The 16,725-nt window shown below is 43.7% G+C and carries 14 protein-coding genes; 4 read left to right on the top strand and 10 right to left on the bottom strand.

The window, feature by feature from the left end:
• Positions 1–30: 30 nt before the first annotated feature.
• Entirely contained in the window at positions 31–1,713 is a 1,683-nt protein-coding gene (locus MSG33_RS10855; protein WP_006742623.1) for an aspartate:alanine antiporter, read from the bottom strand.
• A 174-nt stretch (positions 1,714–1,887) separates the two neighbouring features.
• Positions 1,888–2,154, bottom strand: coding sequence for a GrxA family glutaredoxin (locus MSG33_RS10850; protein ID WP_005378026.1), 267 nt, complete (start codon positions 2,152–2,154; stop codon positions 1,888–1,890).
• 377 nt (positions 2,155–2,531) lie between these two features.
• Here MSG33_RS10850 and MSG33_RS10845 point away from each other — a divergent pair, with 377 nt between their 5' ends.
• Positions 2,532–3,776, top strand: coding sequence for an iron-containing alcohol dehydrogenase (locus tag MSG33_RS10845; protein WP_248381017.1), 1,245 nt, complete (start codon positions 2,532–2,534; stop codon positions 3,774–3,776).
• A 78-nt stretch (positions 3,777–3,854) separates the two neighbouring features.
• On the opposite strand, the gene MSG33_RS10840 is transcribed toward MSG33_RS10845, so the two are convergent.
• The 5 genes from MSG33_RS10840 to MSG33_RS10820 all read right to left on the bottom strand — a co-directional run bounded on the left by MSG33_RS10840 (position 3,855) and on the right by MSG33_RS10820 (position 9,564).
• Complete coding sequence (locus tag MSG33_RS10840) at positions 3,855–4,709, bottom strand: MurR/RpiR family transcriptional regulator (protein ID WP_005378021.1); 855 nt, start codon at positions 4,707–4,709, stop codon at positions 3,855–3,857.
• Between the two features lie 311 nt (positions 4,710–5,020).
• A complete protein-coding gene (gene panP / locus MSG33_RS10835) occupies positions 5,021–6,667 on the bottom strand; it encodes a pyridoxal-dependent aspartate 1-decarboxylase PanP (protein WP_006742621.1) in 1,647 nt (548 codons plus the stop codon).
• A 199-nt stretch (positions 6,668–6,866) separates the two neighbouring features.
• Complete coding sequence (locus MSG33_RS10830) at positions 6,867–7,379, bottom strand: hypothetical protein (protein WP_012841922.1); 513 nt, start codon at positions 7,377–7,379, stop codon at positions 6,867–6,869.
• 206 nt (positions 7,380–7,585) lie between these two features.
• Complete coding sequence (locus MSG33_RS10825; RefSeq protein ID WP_176320389.1) at positions 7,586–8,491, bottom strand: lysine exporter LysO family protein; 906 nt, start codon at positions 8,489–8,491, stop codon at positions 7,586–7,588.
• A 152-nt stretch (positions 8,492–8,643) separates the two neighbouring features.
• Positions 8,644–9,564 carry an HDOD domain-containing protein gene (locus MSG33_RS10820; protein WP_005393212.1) on the bottom strand — a complete coding sequence of 307 codons (921 nt, stop codon included), beginning with the start codon at positions 9,562–9,564 and terminating at the stop codon, positions 8,644–8,646.
• Positions 9,565–9,933: 369 nt separating this feature from the next.
• Here MSG33_RS10820 and MSG33_RS10815 point away from each other — a divergent pair, with 369 nt between their 5' ends.
• Positions 9,934–10,521, top strand: a complete 588-nt coding sequence (locus MSG33_RS10815; protein WP_005393210.1) for a TfoX/Sxy family DNA transformation protein — start codon at positions 9,934–9,936, stop codon at positions 10,519–10,521.
• A 190-nt stretch (positions 10,522–10,711) separates the two neighbouring features.
• Here MSG33_RS10815 and MSG33_RS10810 read toward each other — a convergent pair whose 3' ends face one another.
• The 3 genes from MSG33_RS10810 to MSG33_RS10800 form a co-directional block, all read right to left on the bottom strand.
• Positions 10,712–11,260 (bottom strand): hypothetical protein, encoded by a 549-nt coding sequence (locus MSG33_RS10810; RefSeq protein ID WP_005393208.1) that lies wholly within the window; start codon positions 11,258–11,260, stop codon positions 10,712–10,714.
• A gap of 289 nt (positions 11,261–11,549) precedes the next feature.
• A complete protein-coding gene (locus MSG33_RS10805; protein WP_012841921.1) occupies positions 11,550–12,047 on the bottom strand; it encodes a response regulator in 498 nt (165 codons plus the stop codon).
• On the bottom strand, positions 12,044–13,984 hold the full coding sequence (locus MSG33_RS10800; protein WP_248381015.1) for an ATP-binding protein: 1,941 nt from the start codon (positions 13,982–13,984) through the stop codon (positions 12,044–12,046). The genes MSG33_RS10805 and MSG33_RS10800 overlap by 4 nt, the downstream gene beginning before the upstream one ends.
• A 186-nt stretch (positions 13,985–14,170) precedes the next feature.
• Here MSG33_RS10800 and MSG33_RS10795 point away from each other — a divergent pair, with 186 nt between their 5' ends.
• Positions 14,171–15,439: a DUF945 family protein gene (locus MSG33_RS10795; protein WP_248381012.1), complete on the top strand. Its 1,269-nt coding sequence runs from the start codon at positions 14,171–14,173 to the stop codon at positions 15,437–15,439.
• A 138-nt stretch (positions 15,440–15,577) separates the two neighbouring features.
• On the top strand, positions 15,578–16,672 hold the full coding sequence (gene serC, locus MSG33_RS10790; protein WP_005393203.1) for a 3-phosphoserine/phosphohydroxythreonine transaminase: 1,095 nt from the start codon (positions 15,578–15,580) through the stop codon (positions 16,670–16,672).
• Positions 16,673–16,725: the final 53 nt, after the last annotated feature.

Genomic DNA, 16,725 nt, shown 5'->3' with positions numbered 1-16,725 from the left:
CGCCTTTTTTGCTTTCATCAGTCAAAGTTATTAACTTAATATTATCAGGATCGTACCTGCCAACGTCATCAGAATATTGGCAATCGCATAGGTACCCGCATAGCCAAGAGCTGGGATGGTGGATTTAGCGTAGTCGTTGACGACATCCATAGCTGGGGCACAAGTTCGGGCACCAATAATGGCACCGAAGAGCAGGGCACGGTTCATCTTGAGTATGTGCGCGCCCACTAAATAGGCCAATACCACAGGCACAACACTAACAATGAATGCTAAACCAATCACTTTTGGACCAACTTGAGTCAAGTGCTCGAACATCTTTCCGCCTGCACTTAGACCTATTCCCACCATAAAGAACATCAAACCCAAATCTTTGACCATATTCAGCGCCCCCTGCGGGACATAGCCGAAAGTGGGGTGATTTGCTCGTAAGAAACCAAGTGTAATACCAGATAACAAAAGACCTACCGCGTTACCCAAGCTGAACGAAACCTGGCCGAATGTCATCGTGATGAGGCCAAACAGAATACCCAAAATAAAGAAGCTGCAAAAAGCGAGTAAATCGGCCATTTGACTGTGGATCGAGATGAAACCGATTTTTTCCGCGAGTCCATGTACTCGGCTTTTCTCGCCGCTCACCTGAAGGACGTCCCCTTTAGCGAGCACAATGTCTAAGTCCATCGGCATTTCTATTTGCGCCCGTACCACGCGGTTTAAGAAACAGCCAAACTCAGACAAGTTTAAATCCGATAAGCGCTTGCCTGCGATAGCGTCACTTTTTACGACAATTTCTTCTTCAACGATGCGCAAATCAAGCAAGTTACGATCAAATACTTCTTTACCGTTGCGGAAGCTAGGATCCAAGCGAGCATGACTATCAGGGAAACCAACCAGTGCAATTTCATCACCCTCTTGCAAAATGGCATCACCATCTGGATGGGCGAGAATACCATTGCGGCGGATTCGTTCAATGTAACAGCCAGTTTGACGATAAATACCCAGTTCACGCAAGTTCTTGCCGTCAGTCCAGTCAATCAATTCTGGGCCGACTCGGTAAGCACGAATAATCGGTAAGTACACTTTTCTTTGGCTTGAATTTCCAAGGCCACGTTCTTGAGCAATTTGCTGCGCAGAATCAGACAGGTTCTGCTTCTGCAGTTTTGGCAACAGCTTCGCGAACATGATCATGCTAATTAAGCCCACCAGATAAGCCATCGCGTAACCTACAGATAGATTTTCTAATACCAAAGAAAAATCCATATTGCGCGGTATAGTAGCAAGGCCGGAGTTTAGAGCGTCTTGTGCACCAACCAGTACTGGTGTTGCTGTCAACGCGCCAGCCATCATACCGGCTGACAAGCCAAAATCGAGGCCGAAATAGTGGCTCAAGCCATACGTTAAGCTGACTGCGGACACGAGAACGGTCATACTTAAAATAAAGTAATGCTTACCATCTCTGAAGAATATGCCAAAAAAGTTTGGTCCAGCTTCAATGCCAACGCAATAGATAAACAGCATGAAGCCAATGGTTAATGCTTCTGCATTGAATGAGAAGCCAAGGTGACCCATTACCAACGAGGTAATTAGAACGCCTATGGAGTTGCCTAGTTGTAATTTGCCAAATCGGATTTTTCCGATGGCAAGGCCAATGGCTAATACGACGAAGATTAGAAGGATAGGGTTTTGCTCAAGAAGGTATACGACGTCTATGTTCACTGTGTGGCTCGGTAAAGTGTGTGCCAAAAAGATTAAGAATTGCGAATTGTAACTAAATATAGCAAAAAGATAAGTGAATTTTTTTAGGTTTTACCATTAGTTGACGTAAGGTAATAACCAACTGAAAAATAATAAAAAAGCCGCATGAAGCGGCTTTCTTAAAAACTGTCTTTATTATTCGTCAAATAGACCTAGGTGCTCTTTCGCGTATGCTTCGAACTCGTCGCAGCCACCGATGTGCTCTTGGTCGATAAAGATTTGAGGAACAGTTTCAACTGGTTTACCAACTGTTTTCTCAAGATCTGCTTTAGAAATGCCTTCAGCATGGATATCAACGTAACGGTAGTTGAAGTCGTCACGCTTCGCTTTTAGCGTTTCTGCGTGTTCTTTTGCACGAACACAGAAAGGACATGCAGGGCGACCAAAGATAACAACGAACATAATCTTATTTCTCCTAAATCTATTCTTTTTTGAAAGCGTACAAAACATAGCGGCTGAGTGCGCTCTCTTTTGTTGCAGTAACTATGCCCGATCCAGATACGGAAATAAAGCGGCAATTACCTCTTGGTTCTATAGGTGAAATCTATCGAATAAAAACTAAACGCGCTCCCTTATTCTATGGCTCTAAAGTATGTGAAGTGACGCATAAAAAACATACATTTTAAGGGGTTAATGATGGCAAGGTGGAATTGGTCAATTTTTTTTATTCAAAAACATAGCAATCTACTCTGGCTATACGCAAATGACTTCAACTCTTACATAAGTGTTAAATCAGAGGGCAAGAGGTTATTTGGGTATATTATTTTGGGAGGATGTGTATGTTTCAGTTTATGACTGCAACAAGGATTATATTTGGTGAAGGTGCACTTCAGTCTTCATTATCCGTTATCAACCAATTTGGCTACAGTGTTTTGCTGGTAACTGGGAAGGACACCCAACGAGCCACGCCCATCATTAACTACCTTAAAGCTCAAAATATGCGTTACCAACACGTAGCAATCAATGGCGAACCTTATATCACAATGGTAGAAGAGACCGCGGTACTCGGTAGAAAATTCCAGCCTGATATGGTGATTGCTATTGGCGGTGGCAGTGTCATCGATATGGGTAAAGCCCTAGCCGCTATTATTCCTAATCAAGGCAATGTTTACGATTACGTCGAAGTGGTAGGAAGAAACGTACCATTAAAGGCAAAACCTCTTCATTTTATTGCAATTCCTACGACAGCAAGCTCGGGCTCAGAGGTGACTCGAAATGCGGTGTTGAAGTCTGGACAAGATAAAGTGAAAGTGAGTCTTCGAAGCCCTGATATGCTGGCAGACGTTGCCATTGTGGATCCGACGCTCACTTATGGAACCGATCAATACACATCCGGGCGTGGCGCGATGGATGCGTTCACTCATTTGATGGAAGCGTATGTGTGTGGTGAGCCAAACCCTCTTACAGATATGGTGTGCGAAGAGGGACTTCGTCGTTTAAGCCGTTCAGTGATTGCTGCTTGTAAGCAAGATAATCATAAGGCTCGCTCGGATTTATCATTCGCTGCGTTGCTCGGTGGCATGGCCATTACTAATGCCAAATTAGGTGCTGCGCATGGGCTTGCGTCGGCGTTAGGAGGTAAGTTAGATGCTCCCCACAGCGTGATCACGGCGCGTCTTGCACCGCACGTGATGCAGGAAAATATTAACGCCGCGAAGCTCGCTGGTAGGAATGATGTGATAAATCGTTATCGTAAACTTGCCCAACTGGTTACCGATCGTGCGAACGCGAATGAGCACGATGGGGTTCTTTGGGTAAATATGGTGTTAGATAAGTTAGCGTTGCCGTTACTTGGCCAATTCGGAGTATGCCAAACTTCTTTTGAACAAGTGGCGAACGATGCGCTTAAGTCGATGGCGATCAAAGGCAACCCGCTACCCCTTAATCAGGAACGTTTGATATACATATTGCAGCAAGTCTGTGATTGCAGTGGAGAGTGTGTGGCAGAGAGCACACAACACGTGAGCTCTGTAGAAGTGCTTGAATCAAGAACGGACTTATCGAGTGTGAACGACTTGGGTTGATGTATTGATCTAAAACACATTGAAAAAAGGGGGAGCGTCGAGCTCCCCTTTATTAAATCTTTCACTAAACAGCAGGACTTAGTACTGACTTAGCTTGTCATAGCGACTATCTTTCAACGCATCTTTTACGCGTTTTAGGTTCTCACGGAAACCTGTACCACGGCGGAGTGTGAAGCCAGTTGCCAGTACATCAATCACCGTCATCTGTACAACTCGACTCGCCATTGGCATATAGACGTCGGTATCTTCAGGAATATCAAGCGTAATAGCGAGTGAACTTGCCTTTTCTAGCGGTGAGTCCTTTGCTGTAATCGCAATGACCGTCGCGCCGTTTTCACGAGCAAGGTTTGCTATTTCGACCTGACTCTTCGTTCGACCTGTGTGAGAAATAAGAACCACAACATCATTATCACTGCAGTTAATACAACTCATGCGCTGCATGACAATGTCTTCAAAACAAGTAATTGGAATGTTAAAGCGAATAAACTTGTTTTGTGCGTCTCGGGCTACAGAAGATGATGCACCAAGGCCAAAGAATGAAATGCGCTTCGCTTGCGTTAGCAAATCGACCGCACGGTTCACTTGCATTGGATCTAGGCTGTTTTTCGCGACATCTAAACACGCCATGGTCGATTCGAAAATCTTATGGGTGTACGCGTCTGGGCCATCGTCTTCTTCCACGTTACGGTTAACGTAAGGGGTACCGTTGGCTAGGCTCTGTGCCAAGTGAAGCTTAAAATCTGGAAAGCCCTTGGTGTCCAGACGACGACAGAAGCGGTTTACAGTGGGCTCACTAACATCAGCCATTTTAGCCAACGTTGCAATGCTTGAATGAATTGCAGTTTGTGGAGACGCCATAATTACTTCCGCAACTTTGCGCTCTGACTTACTGAAATTCTCCAGGTTTTTTTGAATTTTTTCTAATGTATTCATAGTGTTCACGAGGGTATAGAGAACAACTCGCTGGCTCTGTTAACGAAAGGAAACACGAAGATTCCAGAGTAGAGTGGGGCGTTAACGAAAACAACCAGCGCCATAGAATCAGTATAAACCTGATCTTCAATCAGTCTAAACCAATAACGGATACTATTTAGTGAGAATTTGACAGGCCTCAAACAAAATGTTGTAAAAACTACAGAATTGGATGTGTAATCGATGTTTTGTTGCGCCAGTCGCACGAGAATGATGTTTGAGTTACATCAAAACGAAAAAAAATTTCAAATTGATGTAACTCTTTCGGGCCATTAAGACGATTGGATATCAGTGACCACCTGCTGAATTCTTTCCATCAAATTTGGCGCTTGCTTGGCGATTTCACGCTGTTCATCAAGCACCGAACTCAAAATCTCTTTGGTCGTCAGCGGATTTGCCAAAACCACTCGGAACACAATTGTGTTCATGCGCTGCCATTGGTCTGGGTTCAGTCTTGTACGTGAAACAAACGATTTGCCCGTTTCGCGCTGACGCTTTTGAATAAACTGTGTTAATTCATTAATCAGTTCATTCAGTTGTTCTTTTTGTGAACCTTCCGCTTTTGCTAATGCCTCACGGATGAATGGCGGCAAGTAGCGGTACGTGAGGAGACAAAGCTCTGGTTCAGAAACCAATTCGAAATCATCTTGCTGCTTGATTAAATCTGCAAAGTAGCGAGCTTTTTCAATGCTTTGGTCTATCAGCAGCTCATAGCCAGGGCGGCTGATGATGTGCATTGCGGCATAGACTAACATTGCCATGCCCGAACGAGAGCCTTCTAATGTATGGCTGCCTAGGTCTTTTGAGCCTTTACGCAAGATATATTGAGCGTGATGCTCTATGGATTTCATTGCGTCAGGGTCTTTGAACAGAACCATACCAGCGCCCATCGGGATGTAGAGTTGCTTGTGCGCATCAATGGTTACTGAGTCTGCCATTTCCACACCGTTAAGAAGGTGACGATGGTGATTAGACATAAGTGTTGCGCCACCCCATGCGGCATCCACATGGAAATGACAACCGTGAGCTTGACAGACTTCTGCGATTTCAGGTAGCGGGTCGACATTACCTGTCTCTGTTGTACCAGCTACACCAATAACAGCAATAGGCTTGATGTTTTGTTTCTCTAGTTCAACAATTTTCGCTTTAAGGTCGTCGACAATAATACGGTTGTTGGCATCCGTTTTAACCGCAACCAAGCCTTCTTGACCTAAACCTAGTACATCGGCTGCTTTCTTAAGGGAGTAGTGACCACGCTCAGACACCAATACCGCTAAGCCATCGTAGCCATAATGCTTCATGGCTTTAAATAGGCCTTCTTTCTCAACGCCTTTAAATGAACCATTGGCTCTTAACGCCTTGTTACGTGCTACCCAAAGTGCAGTGATATTGGCAATGGTACCGCCGGAGCAAAATGCGCCCAATGAGTGGTTTGCGCTATGCATCCACTGATCGTAAAACGTATCGCTCTGACCATAGATCAAGCGATGTAGCATGCCCAAAACTTGACGTTCAAGCGGGGTAAAGGCTTTAGAAGTCTCTATCTTTACCAGGTTTTGGTTTAAGGCGATCATGATCTTTGACAGTGGCATCAAGAAATAAGGCAGCGCCGATGTCATATGACCAATGAAGCTTGGTGAAGAAGTGTGAACGGAGTGCGACACCAAAGTGTCGAGTAAGTGTTCTGTATGATCTGACACGAACTCTGGCTGCTCAGGAATCTGAGCAGAAGAAAAGTCTTTTTCGATTTCGCGTAAAGGCTTTTCTTCTGCCACGATGTGTTCACGAAGAAATTGATTTAGATTTCGCGAGAGGCTCTCGTCAATTTTGGTTAACGTTGAGTCAGGACCTTCTGGGACAGTGAAGATCTTTAGCAAGCTCTCAAAGCTAACGTCAGCGGTTTTTTGTTCCTTAACCATAGCAAAGAATCTTTGTAGTTATTTTGGTAATGCGAGCGGCACAATCTAAACTAAAACGGGCGCAAAGTCCCGTTTTAATTATTGAAACCCATGTTGCTGAAATGAAAATTTTAGGTGAGGGCTACAATCTTCGCATTAAAAAATCGTTGATTTTAATGTGTTAAAACACTTGGCGTTTTCGAGCATCCTCAACGATTAATTAATCACACTTCTGCTTTTCAATCTTCTCTATTGACTGATTGTACTTATTAAGCGCGGTATCAATTTGTTGTGGATGGCTAAGCAGGTCGGCGAATGCTGAACGGAGTTCGTAGTTTTTTGGATGGTTAGTCGATTGACGGTCACTAAACGTTTGTTTTGCGACTTCACCTAACTTATCACTTCGGCTTGCTAGCTGCTTAACGTCGTGTTGTTCCAATTTTAGCCATGCTTCGATTGGCTGTTCTGTTGCAACACGGCTAGGATCGTTCTCTAGAAAATAGTGAACCGCTTCACGGTTTAATTCAAAGTGATGTTTACGGCCGTCCAAGAACCACTGGCTAACTTCTTTTAGATCTGGATACTGGGTAACCGTCAAATCAACAAGATCTTGATACCACTGTAGTGAGGCATCAACATAGCCGTCGTATTTGCTTGCAAGACATTGTTGATCTGCGGCAAACGTAAAAGTTGAGCTTGTAGCGAGGAGCGCTGCAACGACAAAGCGTTTCATTCTTCTTCCTTCTGGTTGTTATCCCTTTATTAACGCAAGGCACATAAGTTGATGTTTCACCCTTCTTTCTCTTTAGTCGTGATAAATCATTGGGCTAATTGATAAAAAGAAAGCGGATTATTGCCAAAATCTTGATCACTTTGACGTTAACTGGGTATTTGAATTTTTGCCGTATTGTAATGGATGTTAAAGCGAAAACCTGAGATCTAGCTAGCAAGTGATACAAAGAAAAGCATCATAACTGGTACCAGTAAACTCAAAATAAACCCACTAACGATGGCGACTGGGACACAACGCACACCCCCTGTAGTCTGAATAACCGGTAGGGTAAAGTCCATTGCTGTTGCACCTGCATAACCAATTGCTGTGCACGGATAGCTACGAATAAAGAGAGGAATGGCTACCAGCGCGACCAGCTCTCTCATCAATTCGATCAGGAAAGATGCCCCCCCAAACACGGGGCCAAAAGCGTCTCCCATCAAAATTCCTGCGAGTGAATACCAGCCAAAGCCTGAAGCCATCGCGAGGGCTTGATAGAGAGGAAGGTCCAAAAGTATGGCTGCAATAACGCCACCAAGCATACATGTTGCGATCACAATTGCCGCAATGGCCATACCCTGTTTATTTAATAGAATTTGGCGAAGAGTAAGACCACTATTGCGAAGCTGAATACCAATAAAAAATAGGAGCAGGAAGAGTATCCATTCGCTCGCTGTATCCACCCAACTTAAATCGATGGGTAACAGCAGACCAAATACTAGCCCGCCACCAACGACAACAATCAGCTTTACTGATTCTAAAGCCATCGAGGATAATGGCAGCTTCTTTTGATTCTGATTGGTCTGGAGAGGAATAATCCTATCGATAATAGGCAGCGCCAACAGATTACAGGTACTTAAACATAAAAAGAAAGTACTCGCATAGAGGAGAATACTCTGTAAGTTGCTACTTAAGTTATCGAGCGCTGCTAGGCTAAGTCCCATCAACGACAAAATGACGTAAATAAGGTAGGACGTTGATTGATTGATCTTCTCCAGTAACGAGGCTCGAGATATAGGAATTAGATACCCCACAACAAGTGGAGCGAAAATAAATAGCATCCCTGAGAACATAAAGCTCTATGATTCCTTTTTTGAGATAATACCAACACACATAAATCAAATTATTTATCGGTTGAAATTAGAGAGATATTTCACCAAATACCAAACGCTGCTCAGCCTTGAGCGAATCGTTTATCGCGAATTAGGTGTGAGAAAACGATAAATTACAAGCCGCTAGCACTTAGCACTGCACGTATTTGGTCATTGAAGTCAGTATCACTCATATTGCTGAGTTCATACAAGACCTCTGCACCTGTTAAGTTGAATTCAACTTCGTGTTCATCAATGCGTTCATCATGATTGCGGAACATCAATAGGTGATGCGCGATTCTTGCAATGTCTAAATAACTCACTTCCGGTCGCGTTTGCTCGTACTTCTCGTTTGAGGAGACCTCTCTAAAGTCATTGTCAAATCCCCAGCGCTCGAGCACCAGTTTGCTTGTTGCTGAACAACGAGTTTGGAAGATTTGCAACGCAATTTCAGGATCTAGGTAATTGCCTCTATCTAAGTACAGGTGGTACTCGTTAATTAGACAAAACAAACCGATATCGGCTAGCAGACCAACCAGCAATGCTTTTTCTTGCTCCAAGTGCCCATAAGTACCTGGCTCGTGTTTACGAAACGCTTGAACTAATATCACCATGACGGCACCGAGTTCTCGGGATACCGCTGCACTTTTCACCAAGATAGCATTACATTCTTTGGTTAAATTTACTGAATGTTTAAGTTGTTCAATCGCTTGTGCGGTAACAATATCACGCACGCGCAGTATACCAAGGCGAGATACCGCGGTGGTTAAGTCGTTGCAGGTAATGTTTCTGCGATTGAAAATTACAGAGTTTGCTACTCGCAGAACGACCGCCGCCAAGCCGGGATCTTCTAACAAACAGTTAGCAACATCTGAAATAGTGGTGTGTTCTTCGACACATAACTGCTGAATTTTAAGCACGACATCAGGAATAGGGGGTAATGAAATCTTACCCGTTGAGATGGACTGTTCTACCAGCTGAGCAAACTCGGATTCCAGTGCGTTTATAAGCTTATCTTTATTATTTGGCAGCCAAAAAAATGATAAATGTTCCATTGTGACGCTGTACTTGAGATCTTTCGTACAGTGTACCCTTACAGCGTATTCTTTATCAATTAAATGCGTATCACGTGCTCGTAATTGCCAGCGAGATCATAATGATGGCGTGTTTTGGGCATGCCGTGCGTCAAAAAAATATCACCACATGAATAATAAGTGTGAAACTAATCACGTATGCTGAATATATACTTTTTTATATGTGACCTATGTCCTAACTTATTTTTCAACGTTAAGTATGATTAAGCAAGTTGGTGAGCACAACTCACAAAAATATCGCCAACAAATCGACATTTATAATTCGCTATAAGCTGCTGTTTATCTGGTGACATCGCTAATCGGGGTAATTTATTCAGATTAAAGAGGTCAATGGACATGACAGACCAAGCTTTTTTTAAATATGTACGCAACTTTAGTGAGTATCAAAAACGTTCTATGTTCGGTGGTATCGGTTTATTCACCGATGATGCTATGTTTGCGCTTGTCAGCAATGATTGCTGCTACTTACGTGGTGGTAATGGATTGGACGAAGTGTTTACTCAACTGAATTGCGAAAAATATAAGCACGTCAAAAAACAGACGACGGCAACCGTAAATTATTATGACGTAACAGATTTGTTTGAATCCGGATATGCGGGACTCGATGAACTGGTACAAAAATCAATTGAATACTCAATTAAGGAACGAAAATATCAAAAGTCTTCTGCCAGTAGACGTTTGAGAGATCTGCCAAATATGCAGTTAACTCTTGAGCGAATGGTCAAGAAAGCAGGTGTTGATGACGTAGAAACCTTTTTAGAACTTGGACCTGTAAAAGTCTTCAACAAAGTTAAAGTGGCTTATGGCAATGACGTTGATGTTAAGTTGCTTTGGAAATTCGCTGGTGCAACTGACGGTGTTCATTGGAAACTGATTCAAGAGCCGCGTAAAAAGCAGTTATTGGCGCTGTGTGAGTAAGCAAGCTGAACGCACGATGATTGACTCGTTTTGATGGAGTTAGCGGGTCGTAAAGGCAAGTGTTGAAAGCGGAAAAAGGACATTGAAGTTTTTGACCACTTCATTGAGTTAGTCATTAGATTAGACAAAAAACCGAGGCATGGGCCTCGGTTTTTGTTTTTTAATTTGCTCTTTTCTTAAAGCACAAATCTTAAAACTTAAAACGCGTGGTGAACATTACCTGATCACCATAAAAGTCGTTGATACGCGCTTCAGCGCCTAGAGAGAAAAGCTCAGTTGAGTGGAAACGAGCGTATGCTGCACCGGTCCAGTCGTCATCGTTATCAATAGAAACGTAGCCGACTTTGCCGCCTACTTCTAATTGAGGACCTAACCATTGACGAACACCTAAGTTCAGTTCCATACCTACGTCAGTGCTGCTATCGCTTGAAGGTTGTACAACGCGCATTAGCATTTCACCTGTAAGGTCAGCCCAGTTGTTTAGTGGCGAATGAAAGCCAAAACCAGCGGCTGAGTCAAAGTCACTTTCAAACTCAGAGTCGATACGAGCAATAACATGTGCGTTAGGGTGAATTGATTTGCTGAATCCAGCACCAAATGTCACAGGACTTGCGCCAATACGTGCTTCGAAATAGTCGTAGCTAAAGTTGCTCATAGTTGCTGGCGCATTGCGGTCGTTTGCGGCTAGGGCATGGCTTGATGCCACTAGTAAGGCAGCGGCTAATAGTGTTTTACGCATAACTAACGATAAACCTTGTTCATTATTTCCATGGATTCAAGTAACCACTTGAACCGTAATCTGATTTGTCCGACATCATAATAAAAAGGAAGGTCCACGACCAACAAAAATGTGTCGATGTTTTGTCAATTAACTTAATAGTTAGTTGGTTTAAGCAAAAACTACGCCATATACATAACGTCTAAGAGCATCAATCGGATAAATAGTGATGCTTTTCCATACTCGCGCTATTGCGCGAAATAACGTGGATCAGCTGGCTTTGGTGACATTCAAGCTAGAGCCACGCATATTACTCGCCGAAGCTTGCTCTGCGTTCAGCCATGGCATTGAGGATCGCCTCAGAATCAAGGACTTGAGTCCAAGATAATAAGTTATCATCATTTGCAATCATAAAAGCAGTAAGCTGAGACACGATTGCTTTTCTCAATTCTTCACCTCTCCATGGTTTGGCAATGTAATAGTCCAGACTTGCGTTATTGACGGCCTCAACGGTGTCTTCTAAGCCGGCTTGTCCTGTAAGTAAGACTTTGCGGGCCGCTTTTGTGTCACCATTTTGACTGAGTTCGATTAAGAAGCTAATCCCAGTTTGCTCCGGCATAATGTGGTCGCATAAAATGAGCGCAAGCTGAACTTCCTCTTCCGCCATCTCCTCGATCACTTGCCTTGCTTCAGTGACTGATTCCGCTCCTTCGACAATAAAATGTTCCTCAAAGGGAGCGAGATCCTGGAGCACGCTATCCAAGACTTCTCGTTCGTCATCGACACATAAAATTAAATACTTGGTCATATTTCATCTCCTTTTTCGATGACTGGTAACCAGACTGTCATTCGTGTGAACTTGTCGAGCTCTGATTCGACGTCAATCCATCCCTTATGTGCTGTCACGATTTGCTGGCAGATGGACAGCCCAATGCCTAAACCAAAGTTGCCTTCTTTTTTCGTCGTGAAGTTGAGCTCGAAAATGGCTTCTCTTTGCGATTCAGGAATGCCACACCCATTATCTTCAAACGAGATAACGGCGTAATGTGTATGATCTTTTTCTGCAAGACGTGTTTGTATTTTTAAAACGCCTTTTTCCGGAAATGCATCAATGGCGTTAGAGACCAAATTCGTCCATACCTGTTGGAGCGCGATTGGTTGACAAAGGATAGGAGGTAAATCCGCGTAATTAGTGGAAACCTGATGCATTTTTAGTTTGTTTTCGAAGATCACCAAGGTGTCTTCAATACCTTCATGAATATCAGCATAGTGCTGGGTCTCATCATCTGAGCGTGCGTAACCTTTAAGGCTTTTCACCATATCTGCAATTCGCGCAGCACAGACGTTAATTGAGCGAAGAGTAGAACCTGCTTTGTGGTATTGCTCAAGAGTATCGAGAACATGAGAAGATATTTGCTGTTTTTTCGTTAGTTGAGTGAGTAACTCGTGATCTGGCTCTAGCCCAAGGTTCACCACTTTCTTTGCCAGTGTTCGGTCTGGAAGGGCATGATTAAGTGCTTTAACGCGTGATCTGAGCTCAGCGGTTGAAGCGGGTTTTGCGGTTTGAGCTTTGCTCAACAACTCAATGCCTTTGGTTTGTATATCGGAACTGGGTATTTCGTTAAGTAATCGTTCTAGCGTATGAGTTAAATTTTCTACGCCCCTCAATATCGCTGCTATCGGATTATTTAGTTCATGCGCCACGCCCGCAACCAACTGGCCGAGCATTGCCATTTTTTCTCTTTCAATGAGTTGCTGGTGGGCAGACTCCAGCGATTCGAGCGTTTTTTGAAGTTGCAGCTTAGTGTTGATGCTTCTTTGTAACCGGCGGTTGAAGTGGCGTAAGAGCAAGTTTGTAAAAAGAGGCAGTAAGTTTGAGTCGCTTTGCATCACTTTATTGAATACGTTGCGATCGAGTTTGATGACCTCTGTCTTTGTCAGCGTTAGGGCTGTCGAGAAAGAACATTCTCCAGTAACAAACGACATGCCTCCGACAATATTACCTTTGTTATGGCGTACAACCTCTCGCTGCATGCCTTGCTCATCGCGCTTGTACAGAGCCACTTCACCATCGGTGATAAACCACAAGAAGCTATTTGGCTCGCCTTCTACGGTTAATAAGTGTTCAGTTGAATAGGTGCGGCAGGCTCTTGTTTCGTCATTGTCTTTAAAGAACTGTTGGAGAGCTGAGATCACTTGCTCGGCTAACTCAGCATCAGACATCGAGTGGTAGTCGTGTAAAAAGCCCGCTTGATAATGGCTCATCTGATTATTGATGTGCGCTCGCAACAAGCTGTGATGATCCAATATCTGACTGTAACTTAGCAGGTCTTCTTTACCGTTTCGCAATATAAATTGGGTCAGCTCTTTTTGCACTGTGTTAAATAAGACGTGATCTGGCAAAGGTTTAGTGAGGCAGTGGTCGAGCCTGCCCTCATTAACGGCAGTGAGAATTGCCTCTATATCAGACGAGCAGCTAATAAGAATTTTTCTTGCTTGCTCGGTATGCGGCATCCGGTCTAAACCAATAAGAAAATCCACGCCATTAAAATGAGCGTGATGGCTCGCTATAACTAAAGCAACAGTCTGTTCTCTTTCTTCTAGATACTCTAAAGCGCTTTGAGCCTCTTCTATCGATTCGACAGAAAAAATATCAAACTTACTTGAGAAGGCAGACAGCTCCAATCGAAACTGTTCAGCACTGATTGGGTTGTTGTCGAGACACAACACAGCATAACGATTCACAGATGTTTTAGCTCCGGTTAAAACTTCGCCACGCAAACTTTAACAATAAAAGGACATGATGAGTGGGAGCCAAGTATGATTCCTGATTAATGGACTAGAATAAGCATCAATAGTCTGATTTGTCTCAATGTTTTCTCCGCAGAAGGTTTGGGGTAGACTGACCGAAAATACCTAATAAGTGACGTTATGCAAAATCTTAAAAAAATCGGCGCCATTGGTGGTGCTATCTCATTAGCGCTGTGTTGGCCATTGGCTGTCGGACAAATTGGTCAGTCCATCATTGAAGATGGTATTACCAATATGAATGATGAAATGATTAAAGGCGAGGTGGTCGAGTATCAGCGTGGCTATTTGTCTTCAGTCGTGCTGACTCGTTATTCAGTTGTTGACCCTGAGCTTAAAACGCAGCTAGAGCGTGATGGCATGCCAACGACGTTTGATGTAACCAGTGATGTTAGCCATGGTCTAACAAGCCTAACAGCAGATTCAAAATTGGTGGACAATGACTTTTTGCCTCTCACGATGCATAGTCAGACCCAACTAAATGGCAATACGGCATTCACCCTTGACCTAGACAGTTGGCATTATCGTAACGAAGCGCAAGGTGTTTCTGTTTCTACAAGCCCTGCAAAAGTGACAGGGGATGTGACGGTATTGGGTGATCTCAATTACCAAGTTTCTGTTCCTTCTGTTCAAGTGGATTTTGAAAACGGTGAAGAGCTTCATCTGAATGCATTGACAGGTCAGGGTAAAGGTAAGCAAGCAAAAGGCTATTGGCTGGGTGAGCAATCTTTTTCTCTAGAGAAGCTGGATGTGGTTGATTCGAACTTAACGCCTGTCTTTTTGATTGAGAATGCAAGTTACCGCGGCAACACTACGATGAATGAGTCTGGTGATAAGCTGAACAGTCAGCTGAACCTAGATGCTAAGAAACTGCGTTTAACTGATGGTACGGATGTCGATAACTTTAAGTTGGATTTCTCAATTGCAGATGTGGATAGCCAGTCATTTGGCCAAATTATGTCTATCTATCAAAGCTCTCCAATGTTAGACGAGCAGGAAATTGCGAGCTTATTGCCGCATGTTGACACGCTGTTTAGCAAAGGTTTTGATTTATCCGTGAATGAGCTTTCACTTGCGTTTGGTGACGGTAAGTTCCATAACGAGTGGCAATTATCCATTCCTGAAGGTACTGACCACATTACTCAAGACCCAATGAAGTTGATGACGGCGACTACTGGTGAGCTCAGCACTTACTTCTCTGACGAATTAGTGACGCACTACCCATTTATTCAAGAAGGAATTGATGAGCTGCTAATAATGGAGTTGATCGAGAAAGTAGAGGGCGGTTATCAACTCAAAGCAGAAATCGGTGAAGGCAAATTGAAGTTCGAAAATGGACATGAGTTCCCATTAGTGGCGCTACTCATGCCTGCCTTGATGCAACAACAGTAGCCAAGTATTGTTGCGGAATTAATCCAATTTAACGCTTAGTCTTTAAAAAGAGGTCGTAAGACCTCTTTTCTTGTTTTTATCGCTGCGAAAACGTGATATTAATTTCGTAATATTTACATAGCAGGAGCAATGAGCATCATGGAACAAAATACGGACAACGTATTTAACTTCAGTGCAGGGCCAGCGGGTCTGCCGAAAGCAGTCATGCAGCAAGCACAACAGGAACTAATCGATTGGCAAGGCCTTGGTACTTCGGTCATGGAAATCAGCCATCGAAGCAAAGAGTTCATCAAAGTTGCAGAAGAAGCCGAGCAAGATTTACGTGATCTTCTGAATATTCCAGACAACTATAAAGTGCTGTTCTGCCAAGGTGGTGCTCGTGCTCAGTTTGCTGCTGTTCCTCTAAACTTACTTGGTGATGCCGAGACGGCAACTTACATCGACGGCGGTTATTGGGCTGAAAGTGCGGTAGCTGAAGCGAAGAAATACTGCGAGCCAGACGTATTTGATGCAAAAACAGAAATCAACGGAAAAGTAGCCGTTCTACCTGCAAACGAATGGAAAATTGCTCCAGAAGCGGCTTACGTGCATTTCTGTCCAAATGAAACCATTGACGGTATCGAGATTAACGATCTTCCTGTCACCGACAAACCAATCGTTGCTGACATGTCTTCGACGATTCTTTCTCGTGAGATTGATGTATCGAAATACGGTGTGATTTATGCGGGCGCTCAGAAAAACATTGGTCCTTCAGGCATTGCTATCGCTATCGTGCGCGATGACTTGTTAGGTATGGCGAAGCAGGTACTGCCAAGTATCTTGGATTACACTGTTCTGGCTGAGAAAGAGTCAATGTTCAACACGCCACCAACCTTTGCATGGTACCTGTCTGGTCTTGTTTTCAAATGGTTAAAGGCGCAGGGTGGGGTAAAAGCGATCGAGCAAGTGAACCGCGCTAAAGCCGCACTACTGTATGATTACATCGACCAGTCTGATTTCTACCGTAATGGCGTGCACTCAGCAAACCGTTCTTTGATGAATGTGCCATTCCAACTTGCGAAACCTGAACTGGATGCGACGTTCCTTGAACTAGCCGATGCCAAAGGGCTGAAATCACTAAAAGGGCACCGAGCCGTTGGTGGTATGCGAGCTTCCATTTATAACGCCATGCCGCTAGAAGGTGTACAAGCGTTAGTCGATTTTATGCAAGAGTTTGAGAAAAACTACGCATAAAATCAAATTCACTGTTATTCATGAAAGCGTCGCAATTGCGGCGCTTTTGTTTA

It is taken from the genome of Vibrio sp. 1CM7H, assembly GCF_023161645.1.
In the GTDB taxonomy this organism is placed as follows: domain Bacteria; phylum Pseudomonadota; class Gammaproteobacteria; order Enterobacterales; family Vibrionaceae; genus Vibrio; species Vibrio diabolicus.
Note: the sequence above shows the minus strand (reverse complement) of the source record. Positions and strands in the feature narration are given on the sequence as shown.

Coding starts and splice junctions, on each gene's coding strand:
- MSG33_RS10850 (WP_005378026.1), bottom strand. CDS start 2,154: ATGTTCGTTGTTATCTTTGGTCGCCCTGCATGTCCTTTCTGTGTTCGT.
- MSG33_RS10845 (WP_248381017.1), top strand. CDS start 2,532: ATGTTTCAGTTTATGACTGCAACAAGGATTATATTTGGTGAAGGTGCA.
- MSG33_RS10840 (WP_005378021.1), bottom strand. CDS start 4,709: ATGAATACATTAGAAAAAATTCAAAAAAACCTGGAGAATTTCAGTAAG.
- panP (WP_006742621.1), bottom strand. CDS start 6,667: ATGGTTAAGGAACAAAAAACCGCTGACGTTAGCTTTGAGAGCTTGCTA.
- MSG33_RS10830 (WP_012841922.1), bottom strand. CDS start 7,379: ATGAAACGCTTTGTCGTTGCAGCGCTCCTCGCTACAAGCTCAACTTTT.
- MSG33_RS10825 (WP_176320389.1), bottom strand. CDS start 8,491: ATGTTCTCAGGGATGCTATTTATTTTCGCTCCACTTGTTGTGGGGTAT.
- MSG33_RS10820 (WP_005393212.1), bottom strand. CDS start 9,564: ATGGAACATTTATCATTTTTTTGGCTGCCAAATAATAAAGATAAGCTT.
- MSG33_RS10815 (WP_005393210.1), top strand. CDS start 9,934: ATGGACATGACAGACCAAGCTTTTTTTAAATATGTACGCAACTTTAGT.
- MSG33_RS10810 (WP_005393208.1), bottom strand. CDS start 11,260: ATGCGTAAAACACTATTAGCCGCTGCCTTACTAGTGGCATCAAGCCAT.
- MSG33_RS10805 (WP_012841921.1), bottom strand. CDS start 12,047: ATGACCAAGTATTTAATTTTATGTGTCGATGACGAACGAGAAGTCTTG.
- MSG33_RS10795 (WP_248381012.1), top strand. CDS start 14,171: ATGCAAAATCTTAAAAAAATCGGCGCCATTGGTGGTGCTATCTCATTA.
- serC (WP_005393203.1), top strand. CDS start 15,578: ATGGAACAAAATACGGACAACGTATTTAACTTCAGTGCAGGGCCAGCG.